The 13,221-nt window shown below is 56.4% G+C and carries 10 protein-coding genes; 3 read left to right on the top strand and 7 right to left on the bottom strand.

Going from position 1 to position 13,221, the window contains the following annotated elements; all coding sequences use genetic code 11:
* The 4 genes from ACTIKR_RS04215 to ACTIKR_RS04200 form a co-directional block, all read right to left on the bottom strand.
* Positions 1–420, bottom strand: a 420-nt coding sequence (locus ACTIKR_RS04215) for an SDR family NAD(P)-dependent oxidoreductase (protein WP_442327217.1), incomplete at its 3' end; no start/stop codon positions are given.
* A gap of 51 nt (positions 421–471) precedes the next feature.
* A complete protein-coding gene (locus tag ACTIKR_RS04210; RefSeq protein ID WP_370540209.1) occupies positions 472–2,130 on the bottom strand; it encodes a PHA/PHB synthase family protein in 1,659 nt (552 codons plus the stop codon).
* Between the two features lie 134 nt (positions 2,131–2,264).
* Positions 2,265–3,002 (bottom strand): peptidoglycan editing factor PgeF, encoded by a 738-nt coding sequence (pgeF, locus tag ACTIKR_RS04205; RefSeq protein WP_370540210.1) that lies wholly within the window; start codon positions 3,000–3,002, stop codon positions 2,265–2,267.
* The gene (locus tag ACTIKR_RS04200; protein WP_193088624.1) at positions 2,999–3,964 is read right to left on the bottom strand and encodes an RluA family pseudouridine synthase; all 966 of its coding nucleotides are present in this window, start codon (positions 3,962–3,964) and stop codon (positions 2,999–3,001) included. The genes pgeF and ACTIKR_RS04200 overlap by 4 nt, the downstream gene beginning before the upstream one ends.
* A 101-nt stretch (positions 3,965–4,065) precedes the next feature.
* Here ACTIKR_RS04200 and ACTIKR_RS04195 point away from each other — a divergent pair, with 101 nt between their 5' ends.
* A complete protein-coding gene (locus ACTIKR_RS04195) occupies positions 4,066–4,890 on the top strand; it encodes an outer membrane protein assembly factor BamD (protein WP_193088625.1) in 825 nt (274 codons plus the stop codon).
* 84 nt (positions 4,891–4,974) lie between these two features.
* Here the strand turns inward: ACTIKR_RS04195 and ACTIKR_RS04190 are convergent, their stop codons facing one another.
* Positions 4,975–7,065, bottom strand: coding sequence for an ATP-dependent DNA helicase (locus ACTIKR_RS04190; RefSeq protein WP_370540211.1), 2,091 nt, complete (start codon positions 7,063–7,065; stop codon positions 4,975–4,977).
* 119 nt (positions 7,066–7,184) lie between these two features.
* Here ACTIKR_RS04190 and ACTIKR_RS04185 point away from each other — a divergent pair, with 119 nt between their 5' ends.
* Positions 7,185–9,560, top strand: coding sequence for a Tex family protein (locus tag ACTIKR_RS04185; protein ID WP_193088627.1), 2,376 nt, complete (start codon positions 7,185–7,187; stop codon positions 9,558–9,560).
* Positions 9,561–9,616: 56 nt separating this feature from the next.
* Here ACTIKR_RS04185 and ACTIKR_RS04180 read toward each other — a convergent pair whose 3' ends face one another.
* Positions 9,617–10,585, bottom strand: a complete 969-nt coding sequence (locus tag ACTIKR_RS04180) for a Bug family tripartite tricarboxylate transporter substrate binding protein (protein WP_193088628.1) — start codon at positions 10,583–10,585, stop codon at positions 9,617–9,619.
* 256 nt (positions 10,586–10,841) lie between these two features.
* Complete coding sequence (locus ACTIKR_RS04175) at positions 10,842–11,792, bottom strand: dihydrodipicolinate synthase family protein (RefSeq protein WP_193088629.1); 951 nt, start codon at positions 11,790–11,792, stop codon at positions 10,842–10,844.
* A gap of 147 nt (positions 11,793–11,939) precedes the next feature.
* On the opposite strand from ACTIKR_RS04175, the gene ACTIKR_RS04170 reads away from it, so the two are divergent.
* Complete coding sequence (locus tag ACTIKR_RS04170; protein ID WP_193088630.1) at positions 11,940–12,902, top strand: Bug family tripartite tricarboxylate transporter substrate binding protein; 963 nt, start codon at positions 11,940–11,942, stop codon at positions 12,900–12,902.
* Positions 12,903–13,221: the final 319 nt, after the last annotated feature.

The raw sequence follows: 13,221 nt of genomic DNA, 5'->3' as shown, positions 1-13,221 counted from the left end.
GACAGAGCTGATATTAATGATACGCCCCCAACGCTTTTCATACATATGTTCAATCACCTGTTTGGTCACATTGAACAGACTGTTCAGATTGGTGTCCATGACTGCACGCCAGTCATCAATGGACATTTTGCGAAAAACCCCATCACGCGTAATTCCGGCATTGTTTACCAGAACGTCCACGGGACCGTGTTCGGCCCTGACCTTTTCGAACGCAGTGACGGTGGAATCCCAATCGGACACGTTGCCTGCCGAGGCATAGAATGTATACCCCTGTGCTGCCTGTTCGTCAATCCACTGCTGGGCATTGCGTTGCGGACCGCAGCCGGCGATAACCGTGAATCCATCTTTGTGCAGGCGCTGACAGATGGAGGTCCCTATACCTCCCATCCCACCCGTAACATATGCTATTTTTTGTGTCATTTTGAACTCCTTAGGCTACTTTCACGGTAATAAAACGATGCATTGACCCGATCAGGCTTTGACTTTGACGTACTGCCCCGGCGCCGGAGCCAGCGGCGGGTAGGCGGCATTTCCCTGCGTTGCTTTGGCCTTTACCTTGCGCCCGCTGTGCCCTGCAAGCCAGCCGGTCCAGTCGGGCCACCAGCTGCCAGGCACCGATTGCGCATTTTCCAGCCATTGCCGGGCATCGGTCTGCTGCACCTGAATGGTATCACTGGACCAGTAGTTGCGTTTGTTCTTTGCCGGCGGATTGATCACACCTGCAATATGACCGGAAGCACCCAGGATATACCGGACATCGCCCGAGAGCAGGCGCGCCGAGGCGAACGAGGCATCCCAGGGAACAATGTGGTCTTCTTTCGAGCCATAAACGTACGCAGGCATGTCCAGATCGGCAAGATTTACCGCTTCAGCGCATATTTTCAGTGCGCCCGGACGGCACAATCTGTTTTCGAGGTACATATTCCGGAAGTACCAGGTGAAGAACGGGCCCGGCAGATTGGTCCCGTCTGAATTCCAGTACAACAGGTCGAATGCAGGCGGTGCTTTGCCTTTCAGGTAATTGCTGACGACATAGTTCCAGACCAGTTCATTGGGCCGCAGAAACGAAAAGGTGGTGGCCAGCTCTTTGGCAGTCATCATTCCCCCCTGCCCCAGCAGCTGTTCCCGATAGGCTACATGCGCCTCATCGACGAACACATCAAGTACGCCGGTATCTTCAAAATCGAGCAGCGTGGTCAGCAGCGTCACACTGGCCACCGGGTTCTCGTCGCGCGCCCGCGCCACCGCCAGCGCACTGGAAAGCATGGTGCCACCTACGCAAAACCCCAAGGCATTGATTTGCGGCTGGCCGGTAATCTGGCGGACTGTTTCAATCGCGGTCAGCACACCCTTTTCGATGTAATCGTCCCAGGTTGATTTTTGTATGCCATCAGTATCTGCCATGGTCGGGTTGCGCCAGGAAACCATGAACACGGTAAAACCCTGGCTGACTGCATACTCCACCAGGGAATTGCCTGACTGCAAATCCAGAATGTAATATTTGTTGATGCATGGCGGGACCATCAGCAAGGGCCGTCGGTACACGGTTGGCGTTTGCGGCGCATACTGCAGCAACTGAAACCAGGGGTTTTCAAATACCACGGAACCGGGCGTCGTGGCCAGATTACCTCCCACTTCGAATGTCGAGTCGTCTGTCTGAGAAATCTGGCCGCGGCGCAGATCGCCCAGCAGGTTCAGAAACCCCTTCTGCAACGATTCACCGTGGGTGTCCGAAAAGGTTTTGAGCACGTCGGGATTGGTCAGAAAATAGTTCGCGGGCGACATAGCATCGTTCCACTGTTCAACCGAAAACCGTAGCCGTTCCCGCACATTGTCGGGCACTGGCGCCTGATCGACCATTTTCTGCATAATGCTGGTCGATAGCAAATAGAGGTGGGCCATCAGCAGATGCTGCGGGCTTTCCAGCCAGGCCGGACTGCTGAACCTTCTGTCGGTCAGCGGTGGCAACGTACCTTGCTGTCCGGCGGCGGCAATCTGCTGCCATTTGGCGAGGAACTCGGCCTGCAACGGCGCCGGGAAGGCTGCATCCTGCGCCGGAGCGGCCTGGGCTGCCCATGCTTGATCAGTCTCGTTGGTCACTCGTCTCTCCGGCTGTGGTCTGATTTTCATTCGTGGCATGCTCACCGTGTACAAATCATTCTATATAAAAACAAACAGTACGTCAGACGGTATCTACCCCACTAAGGGAAACCCTGAGCGCCCATCCGCCCTGGGTCTGCATCGTCACCCACAGCACGGAACAATCAGGGCTCGATCCAGATAACCGTGGCCAATCTGCCGGTCGTCTGGCTGCGCCGGTAGGAATAAAAAAGGTCATCCTGCAGATACGTGCACAGGCCACTTTGTTCAACGTGCCGGATTCCCATCGCGGACAGCCGATGGGCCGCAATGCCTGAAAGATCGGCCAGCCACTTGCCGGCATTGTCCGGATGCGGCATGAAGCAGAAGGCCACCGTGGGATCAACATCCAGGAACGCCTCGCGCACTTGCGGACCAATTTCGAATACCCGGTAGGAAATGGCAGGGCCAATCCAAGCGTAATCGGGCAGTTTACCGCAGGCAGTATGCAGTTTTTTGACAGTATTCTCCAGCACCCCCGCCGCCAGGCCACGCCAGCCTGCATGAGCCGCCGCCACCCCCTTGTCCGAGGCAAACACCACTGGCAGGCAATCGGCGGTCAGAATTGCCAACACCCGACCTGGCGTCGTAGTCATGCTGGCGTCAAACGGTCCCACGGCGTGCGCCCCTGCCACATCCGCATCCAGTACGCTGGTGCCGTGTACCTGGTCAAGCCAGACCGGGTCTCCCGGCAAAAAAGCACGCAGCCGCTGCCGGTTTTCCCATACCGCTTGCGGATCATCCTTGACATGCAGCCCCAGATTATTGCTATCGTAGGGAGCCCGGCTCACGCCGCCATGGCGCGTGGTTGTGAAATAATGCACGCCTGGACAGCGCTGCCCGGTCACCTGTAACGGCTTCATTTTGATGTCCATTCAATTGCCGCCATTACCTGTTCCATATCATCAGGACGGGCCGCGTCAAATGACCGGGGCTGATCCGAGGCCGGATCAATAAAAGTGAGACGACGCGCATGCAGCATCTGGCGCTGCGCCTGACCTAGCGGTTTACCGTTGTACAGGGTATCGCCCAGCAGGGGATATCCCAGCGCATGCATATGGACCCGGATCTGGTGGGTTCTGCCTGTTTCCAGCCTGCACTGCACATGGCTGACGGGCGCCTCGTCGATATAGCCGAAAGCCAGGCGCTCATAATGGGTAATCGCTTCTTTGGCAGCAATTGGCGTCACGGTGGACATACGCACCGGCACATGGCGATCGCGACCGATAGGCAGGGTGACGCTTCCGCTGGCAGGACTATGCCCCATCACCAGCGCTTCATATTCCCTGCCCATGGTGCGCGCCTGCAATTGTCTGACAAAATGCGTCTGGGCCGATTCATTGCGCGCCACCACCAGCAAACCATCAGTATCCTTGTCCAGACGGTGCACAATGCCTGCCCGCGGCACATGAGCCAGTTCGGGATATCGGTAGAGCAGGCCGTTTAACAGCGTACCCGACCAGTTTCCGGCACCGGGATGGGTAACCAGGCCGGCGGGCTTATTGACCACAATCCAGTCTGCGGAATCGGCCACGACCATGAAATCCACTGGTTCCGGTGTAAACGCCGTCTGTTCGGGCGCCTGCTGCATCGTCACCAGCAGCAGATCGTCGGCACCAACGTTCTGGCGGATTTTGCCGGGTACGCCATTGACCAGCACATGCCCTTGTTCTATCCATCCCTGCAGCCTGCTGCGTGAATGTTCAGGTATGAGCGTAGCCAGAACCTTGTCCAGGCGTTCGCCGGTCATCGTCATGGGAAGACGGAATTGCCGCTGCTCATTGTCGGGAATTTCGTCGGCATCCTGTAAAGTTGGGTCTGACATCGATAGAAAACACTGTAAAATCATATAATGTTCTTATAATAACGCGGCAATGCTATTATCAGATTGCTTTTTGAACTTTAACTAACAGTCACTTCCAAATTATGCATAAACGTTTGCTTCGAACTTCTCTCATTGCGCTGGGCTGCCTGACTATTGCAGGTTGCAGCAGCATGATGACCCGAGAAGCTGACAGAACAGCCGGTATGTCAGCGCCCCAGTTATATCAGGAAGCTCGCGACAACGTGCGCAGTAATGACTACAAAACCGCACGCACCTATCTGGAAGCCGTCGAAGCCCGTTATCCCTATTCCAGTTTCGCGCAGCAATCGCTAATCGATCAAGCCTATGTGAACTGGAAGGACAACGATCCGGAAAAGGCCGTGGCTGTGATTGACCGCTTCCTGCGCCTGTACCCCAGCCATCCGGGCACCGATTACATGCTGTATCTGAAAGGTCTGGTTACGTTTACGCCACCCAGCTCCTATCTGCGCAGCCTGACCGGACAGGATCCCAGCGAGCGTGATCCCAAGGGGCTGCGCCAGTCGTACGACGCTTTCAATGAGCTTGTCCAGCGCTTTCCGGAAAGCCGATACAGCCGCGACGCCAGGCAGCGCCTGACGTGGCTGGTCAGCACCATTGCCGACAACGAAGTCAATGTGGCCAAATACTATTACACACGTCATGCCTATGTTGCCGCCATCAACCGCAGCCAGTCTGTCCTGAAAGACTTTTCCGGTGTGGCCGCTGCCGAACCTGCGTTGTATATCATGATGCAGTCGTACCAGCAGCTTGGCATGCCCGATCAGGCCAATGATGCAAAACGAATTCTGGATCAGAACTACCCTAACAGCAAATACTATGAACAAGGCCTGGAGGGCAGCGGTGGCTGGTTTTCATGGATCAATCCGTCACGCGTCTTCAATTAAAACAGACCGGACAGATACCTTCAGGTAAAAAGCAGGGCGGCCCATGGGCCGCCCTGCTTTTTACTGCACCTGTTGCAAACGAATTTACGATACTGCGTCGTCGCCTGTGGGCAGCGCAATATCCTTTGCATGGGTTTTCAGAAACGCGGTGGCCTCGTCAAGCTTGCGCGTGCGACGAAACGGCGGCAGACCACGCCACAACAGTTTTCCGTAAGGTTTCTCAACCAGTCGCCGGTCCCCGACCACCAGCAGCCCCCAATCCTTTTCGGTGCGAATCAGTCGACCTGCACCCTGCTTCAGGGCAATCGCCGCACTGGGCAATTGATACTCAAAAAACGGGTTACCGCCCGACTCGCGACAGGCTTTGATGCGCGCTTCAAGCACCGGATCATCGGGTGGTGCAAAAGGCAATTTGTCAATCGCCACCAAGGTAAGCATATCGCCCGGCAAATCAATCCCTTCCCAGAAACTGGCGCTGCCTACCAGCACCGCATTCTTTAACTGACGAAACTGTTCAAGCAATGTACCTCGCGAGCTTTCTCCCTGACGCAATACCGGCCGCTCGATGAAATGCGTATCAAAGGCCTCCAGAAGCATGGCGGACAGATTGTCGACGGCACGCAAAGTTGTGCACAATACCAGCACACCACCCGGGCTGGCCTGGATCAACGGGATCAGCGTTGTCACAAACTGCTTCTGGAAATCGGGTGACTGCGGTTCGGGCAAATGATCAGGCACATACAGCATGGCATGGTCCTGATAATCAAAGGGCGACTCCCATCTTTCGGTACGGGCGCCATAGAGTCCGAGCTGACGGGTATAGTGCGAGAAATCCTTGTAGACCGATAGCGTCGCAGAGGTAAAGATCCAGGCCTGATCCTTGCGCCGCTGGCGTGAGAAAGCATCGGCTACCGACAGCGGCGCCATCTGCAGGCGAAAATGATGCAGCCCTACCTCGACCCAGCGAACCAGTTGCTCGGCCACGACGTTGCCAGCTTTGGATACAGCTGGCGGTACTGTCTGCTGCGCCGTATTCGCAGCCAGGTTAGCGCTGTCACGGGTAACGCCTTCAGGCAAAATGACCGGTTGCGACCAGCGGTACAGCCGTGCACACAGCTCTGTCCCCGACTTTGCCGCAGTCGCCAGATCGGGATGGCGCTCCTGCACTGCAGTCAGCATGCCGGTCAGCGTGACCAGTTCATCGTAAAGCTTGTTCAGAATCTCAAAAAAACGGTCAGCTTCGGGAATCTGCTCGAACGTGGCCTTGCGTCCGGGCATTTTTTCTATGGGTGCCGCCACCAGGCGCAGATCTTTCACGTAATAGGACACGCGCTGGCAGGCTTCAGTCCATTTGGCGCTATCACGCGCATACGCCAGCGCCGCCACTTCAGCGGATTTCAGAAAATCGGTAATGGTGCCCGAATAGACCACATCGCCCATAAAGCGGGTAGCAGTCTCAGGCAACTGGTGCGCTTCATCGAATACCACCGCATCGGCGGCCGGCAACAGGTCGGTAATGCCTTCCTCCCGCAAAACCAGATCGGCAAAAAACAGAGCGTGGTTAATTACCACCACATCGGCTTCCTGCGCCTGCCTGCGCGCCTTGAGCAAAAAGCACTCCTTGACGTTGGGGCAGTCCTGGCCAAGGCAGTTTTCGCGGGTGGACGTAACCCGGTTCCAGATATCGGCTTCTTCCGGCACCTGGCCACAGTCGGTTTTGTCACCGGAGCGCGAGCGTGTTGCGAATACACGGATCTGCCGCAACTGGGAGATTTCATCCCTGGACTTGAGCGCGCGCTCGTCCTGCTCCAGCCGGTCCAGGTGGTAATGACAGACGTAATTGCTTCGCCCCTTCAGCAGCGCAACCTGAACCGGCAGGGCCAGGGCATCGCGAACCCGTGGGACATCCTTGGTAAACAGCTGATCCTGCAAGGTCCGGGTCCCGGTGGAGATAAGCACCTTGCCGCCCGACAGGAACGCCGGAATCAGGTAGGCCCAGGTTTTACCGGTCCCGGTGCCTGCCTCGGCTACCAGCACCGAATGCGAGGCAATTGTCTCATCCACGGCCTGCGCCAGCTGAATCTGCGCGTCGCGCAGCGTATAGCCGGGCACCGCTGCCGCCAGCGGTCCCTCCTGATCAAACCAGTCGGAAATATCAAAATCAAGTACTCGCACAACGTTTCCTACGACCTCGCCTTGCGGCATTTACATGTGGCATCATACTCCAGTTCTGCTGCGCCAACCGCGATGCTTATGGCACAATGTCGCGTTAAGTTTAATTATCACCGTTAAGTATGAACGCATCCTCTTCTTCTGTTACCGCCTCGTCCCCGCTGGTTGACCCGGCGCGCATTATTGCATTGCTGGCTGCCGAACTCAATGTTCGTGCCAGCCAGATCGAAGCCACCGTTTCGCTGCTTGATGACGGGGCGACCGTCCCGTTTATCGCGCGCTATCGCAAGGAAGCCACGGGCGGCCTGGACGATACCGTATTGCGTAACCTGGAAGTGCGACTGGCTTATGTCAGGGAACTGGAATCGCGCCGCGCCGCCGTGCTCGAATCCATTTCCGGTCAGGGCAAGCTCACGCCCGAACTGAGCGAAGCCATCGCGGCTGCCGACACCAAGCAGCGCCTGGAAGACCTGTACGCGCCGTTCAAACCCAAGCGCCGTACGCGCGCCCAGATTGCCCGTGAAGCAGGACTGCAACCGCTGGCCGACCTGTTGCTGGCCGAGCGCAATGCCGATCCGCTCGTTGCTGCCCAGGACTACGTCAATGAAGAGCTTGGCGTCAAGGACACCCGCGCCGCGCTCGATGGCGCACGGGACATTCTGGCTGAACAGTTCTCGGAGAACGCGGACCTGGTTGCCGATATGCGCGGCTACCTGGGCCAGCATGGCTTTCTGTACTCTAAGGTCATTGAAGGCAAAGAAGCAGAAGGCGCCAATTTTCGCGACTGGTTCGATTTTCGCGAGTCCATCCGCAGTCTGCCCTCGCATCGCGTGCTGGCCCTGCTGCGCGGTCGCCAGCAAGGCGCGCTTGATTTGCGCATCGGCCTGAGCGACGAACAGGATGCGCTGGTGCCCCATCCCTGCGTTGAACGCATCAGCCGTTTTCTGGAACTGGATGCCGATTATTCGCCAGCAGCCAGTGCCCGCGGCAAATGGCTGGCCGACGTAGCGCGCTGGACATGGCGCGTGAAAATGCTCACCGCCTTCGAATCGGAGTTCATCACAAAACTGCGCGAAGAGGCCGAAGCCGAAGCCATCCGCGTCTTTGCCGCGAACCTCAAAGACCTGCTGCTGGCAGCACCGGCCGGCCCCAAATCGGTGCTGGGCCTGGACCCGGGCATCCGTACCGGCGTCAAGGTGGCCGCCATCGACAAAACCGGCAAAGTGCTCGATACCGCCACCATCTATCCCTTTGAACCGCGACGCGATCGCAACGGGTCGCTGGCCACGCTGGCGGCCCTGGTCAATAAACACAAGATCGAACTGATTGCCATCGGCAACGGCACGGCCTCGCGCGAGACCGAAAAGCTGGCAGCCGAACTGATCGAAGCCCTGCCCAACGCGGGACTGCGTAAAATCGTTGTTTCCGAAGCTGGTGCTTCAGTATATTCAGCCTCGGAACTGGCAGCCAAGGAATTTCCCGATATGGATGTGAGCCTGCGTGGCGCGGTTTCCATTGCCCGCCGCCTGCAGGACCCGCTGGCCGAACTGGTTAAAATTGAGCCCAAGGCAATTGGTGTCGGTCAGTATCAGCACGATATCAACCAGCGGGAGCTGGCGCGTTCGCTCGATACCGTTATCGAGGATTGCGTGAATGCGGTGGGCGTCGATGTGAACACGGCCTCTGCAGCCCTGCTGTCACGGGTATCGGGCCTGAATTCCACCCTGGCCCGCAATATAGTCGATTGGCGTGACCAGAATGGTGCGTTCCCAACGCGTAAAACCCTGATGGATGTCTCGCGTTTCGGCGCCAAGTCCTTTGAACAGGCGGCAGGCTTTCTGCGCATCCAGAACGGTGATAACCCCCTGGATGCCTCTGCCGTCCACCCGGAAGCTTACCCCGTGGTCGAACGCATCCTGGATAAAATCCGCAAGGACGTCAAAACAGTCATGGGTAATAAGGAAGCGTTAAGCGGCCTGTCTCCGAGCGAGTTTACCGACGAACGCTTCGGCCTGCCCACTGTGAAAGATATTTTCTCGGAACTGGAAAAGCCAGGGAGAGACCCCCGCCCTGAATTTAAGACCGTCACCTTCCAGGAAGGCGTCGAGACGATCAAGGATCTGTCGGAAGGCATGATTCTGGATGGCGTGGTCACCAATGTCGCCAATTTCGGCGCATTTGTGGACATCGGCGTGCACCAGGACGGCCTGGTGCATATTTCCGCCCTGTCCGAAACGTTTGTGAAAGATCCGCGGGATGTGGTCCGCGTCGGCCAGACTGTCAAAGTCAAGGTACAGGAAGTTGACGTGGCGCGTAATCGTATCGGCCTGACCATGAGGCTCAATGACGATACCGGACCTGCGGCGCGACGCGATTCGCGACCGGGTGCTGCTGCTCCACGGTCAAACGGTGGCGGACGACAACCGGCGCGCAATCAGGCGCCGGCCAGCACGTCCATGAATGCCATGGCCGCGGCATTTGCCAAACTCAAAAAATAGAAGATAGAAGATAGAAGACTGCAGCCCGTTTCCATAACGGGCCGCAGTCTGATGGGTTAGTTGGCGCTTACGCCCAGTTTGGTGATCAGGGCGCCCCAGCGATCAACCTCTTCATTGATGAATGAGCCAAACTGCTCGGGGGTCATACTCTGCGGAATGGCGCCCAGGTTAGCCAGTTGTTTCTGAACATCGGGCTTGGCAACCACTTTGAGAATCGCCTTATTGAGCAGGGCCACGTCTTCCTTAGGCATGTCGGCCGGCGCCAATACGCCGAACCACGACGAAATATCAAAGTCCTTGAAGCCTTCCTCGATCATCGTAGGCAATTGCGGGGCCACCGCCGATTTCTCCTTGCTGGTCACGGCCAGCGCCTTGAGCTTGCCGGCACTGATAAACGGCCAGGCCGACGGCATATTATCAAACTCCATCAGCACATCGCCAGCCATCACCGCTGTCAGGCCTGGCGCACTGCCCTTGAACGGGACATGCAGAATCTGGGTGCCGGCATCCTGATTGAGTTGCTCGCCGCACAGGAACTGCGAGGAGCCGATACCTGAAGAAGCATAGGTGGCCTTGTCCTTGTTATTTTTGATGTATTCAACCAATTCCTTCACATTGTTGACCGGCAGCTTGGGATTGACCACCAGTACGTTGGGCACTTTGGCGATGAGGGCGACCGGTGCAAAGTCCTTTTTCAAGTCATAGTTCAGCTTCTTGAACAGCGTGGCATTGACTGAGCTGGCAATGGTCGTGACGATAAGCGTGTAGCCGTCGGGTTTGGCGCGAGCAACGTCGGTCATGGCAATATTATTGCTGGCGCCCGGTTTGTTTTCCACCACGAAACTCTGCTTGAGTTCGTCGCTCAAGCCCTTGGCAACAATCCGCGCCACCAGGTCTGTGGTGCCACCAGGCGTATACCCAACCAATACCTTGACCGGCTGTGCATCCGGATAGGCTGCGCTGGCACTGCCGGCAATCCCCAAAGCCAGAATCATGGCACCGACTGTTTTACTGAAATTTATCATCCTCGTCTCCGTTGTTGGCGGGCTGCATGCCCCCGTTGTGTTTGTCTAACTGGTTATTGCAATAGTAATAACTGCGCCCGGTTCAATGTCACGCCTGGCCACCCGCCTGGATCCAGCACGGCGCCCCGCGCAAACCGCAGCACCTGATGTCTTCCATTTTTCGTTTGCTTTCCCGTATTGCCATTGTGCCCGCCGGATGTTGCAGCCATCCTATCGGACAACGGGTAATGACACACCTGCGTGAACCGATAGTAAATCAAGCGCAGCTTTCCTGCTGATTCTCCGCCAGCTGGCTGTTCCCCCAGGTAGCCAATTGACGGGCAACCGGCCCGACCTGCTGCGCCTCATTTTCAGTCAGGCCCGAGAACATCGGCAAGATCGGCCCCATATCGGCAATACCAGCCAGTGTGACGCCATCGTGCAGGACCCGGATCGGATTGATGCCATCGCGCAGCGCTTCAAACGCCATATAGTGCGCACGCAACGTTTGCGCCGTAGCCGTGTCGTTCGCCTGCATTGCGCGCAACAAGCCCATCGAGCCGGCGGGCGCCAGGCAAACCGAACCGCTGGTAAAGGTTTTCAGGCCAAAATGCGCCATATGATCAATGGCCGGCGTCTCGCCAATGCCACTGACAATCAGCTCCGGGCTTACGCATGAAAGAATGGATTGCAGATACGGGTCATCGGTGGGATCAGGTCGCACCACAGCGTATTTGAAACTTACAATCCTGCCTTCTTCGACCAGGCTGGCCATGGTTTCGGCAGGAAGATAATTATCAGACTTGATATAGACCACGATTTTGTCGCCGAATGCATCAGAAAAATAACGAATGCCATCGGCCAGCCCCTGCTGTGTATAAGGAAACGTCATGGGCAGAAGCATTGCCGTGGGAAAATCGAAGCCTCGCAAAATGGCGGTCTGATCTCTCATTTTCCCAAAATCGGGGCCAACCGAAGGTAGCACCCACATATCGGACTGAGCCAGATCGGCCAGTTGTGCCACCGTATCGGCGTAGTCATTGACGCCCAGATGATAGAAATTGGCATTGCCACCGTACATCACCGTCCGCACGCCACCCTCATAAAGATGGGATAACAAGGCCCGATTCGCTGACTTGTTCAGACGATATTCCGTGTCGCGCGCCAGAGGTGGCACTGCAATCACGGAGCGTTGTAGATCCTGGGATGAAACTGGCGATGTTTTCATTTGAAATCCTGCAGTAGATAAGTGACCCGTAAGTTGGTTTGATATTTCATTTGACTTTATATCGATGAATAAATATAGTTGTCATACAAGTATAAATAACATCAGACATCTTATCTTAACAGAATAATATTGACGGAGACAGAACGTATGATTGAAAAAGTGATCGCGGGTGCGCTTGCAACTACACTGATGGTAGCGGGACCGGCACTGGCAGCCTATCCGGACAAACCAGTAAGAATCATTGTGCCCTTTGTGCCGGGCGGATCTTCTGATATTACCGCACGCGCCATCGCACCGGGGATGGAAAAAGTGCTGGGCCAGACGGTGATCGTCGAAAACAAGCCGGGCGCCAACGGCGCTATCGCCGCACAGGAACTGAAAAACGCCAAGCCTGACGGCTACACGTTGATGGTCGGCTCTATCGGCACCTTCGCCATTAACGAAGGACTTTATAAAAAATTATCCTACAAGCCCAGTGAAGACTTCGATTACGTCAGTCAACTGGTGCGCAATCCGAACGTGCTGGTCGTATCTTCAAAAATTCCGGTCAAAACCGTGGCCGAACTGATCGAGTACGCCGGCAAACATCCCGACCAGATTTCCTATGCGTCTTCCGGCACCGGTTCGTCAGATCATTTGTCTGCAGTGATGTTCCGGCAACGCAGCAATACCACGGGCATCGATGTCCCCTATAAGGGAGGCGCAGCAGCCATTGCCGATCTGCTGGGTGCACAGGTCGATGTGTCATTCCAGAACCTGGGGGCTGTGCTGACACACGTGCAAAGCGGCAAACTCAGGGCGCTGGCGATTACCGGTGCGCAGCGCTCGCCCGAGCTGCCCGATACACCAACCATGGCTGAATCGGCAATCAAGAACATGGTCGTGTATTCCTGGCAAGGGGTTGCCGCGCCAACAGGCACGCCCAAAGAAGTCATAGACAAACTGCACCAGGCAGTAAGCGAAAGCCTGAAGCAGCCGCGCACACAGGAAACCATGAAAAAATTGGGTTTCACCGTAGTAGGCAATAATCCTCACCAATTTTCCCAGTTCCAGAAGGAAGAAGTGAGCAAGTGGAAAGAGGTAATCAAGTCTGCCGGGCTGAGCCAGTAGAGGTCAAATAGCAGATGCAATAGCATCGTATATTGCATCTGCATTATCAGTTCACATCCGCAAAGTTAATGTCGCTTGGCCGGCGCGGCTGACGTGTTGGATCAGCCATCCTTCACATGCATGGCATCCGCTGTGCCAGCTCTCACCCGCGCAGTGCTTCTGAATCGACCAGCACCGCCAATTTGCCGGACCAACCCTGCCGCCATGCCCAGGTGCACTGCCGCCCCGCTATTCAGACATCCGTGCCTTCATCGCTTGCGGCAAACTGCATGGCCCACATACGCGCGTATACACCATTGGCCTGCAACAGTCGGACATG

The sequence above is a fragment of the Advenella sp. genome (assembly GCF_052108595.1).
In the GTDB taxonomy this organism is placed as follows: domain Bacteria; phylum Pseudomonadota; class Gammaproteobacteria; order Burkholderiales; family Burkholderiaceae_B; genus Advenella.
The sequence above is the reverse complement of the archived record's forward strand: the minus strand, read 5'-3'. Positions and strand labels throughout refer to the sequence as shown.

Coding starts and splice junctions, on each gene's coding strand:
- ACTIKR_RS04210 (WP_370540209.1), bottom strand. CDS start 2,130: ATGAAAATCAGACCACAGCCGGAGAGACGAGTGACCAACGAGACTGAT.
- pgeF (WP_370540210.1), bottom strand. CDS start 3,002: ATGAAGCCGTTACAGGTGACCGGGCAGCGCTGTCCAGGCGTGCATTAT.
- ACTIKR_RS04200 (WP_193088624.1), bottom strand. CDS start 3,964: ATGTCAGACCCAACTTTACAGGATGCCGACGAAATTCCCGACAATGAG.
- ACTIKR_RS04195 (WP_193088625.1), top strand. CDS start 4,066: ATGCATAAACGTTTGCTTCGAACTTCTCTCATTGCGCTGGGCTGCCTG.
- ACTIKR_RS04185 (WP_193088627.1), top strand. CDS start 7,185: ATGAACGCATCCTCTTCTTCTGTTACCGCCTCGTCCCCGCTGGTTGAC.
- ACTIKR_RS04180 (WP_193088628.1), bottom strand. CDS start 10,585: ATGATAAATTTCAGTAAAACAGTCGGTGCCATGATTCTGGCTTTGGGG.
- ACTIKR_RS04175 (WP_193088629.1), bottom strand. CDS start 11,792: ATGAAAACATCGCCAGTTTCATCCCAGGATCTACAACGCTCCGTGATT.
- ACTIKR_RS04170 (WP_193088630.1), top strand. CDS start 11,940: ATGATTGAAAAAGTGATCGCGGGTGCGCTTGCAACTACACTGATGGTA.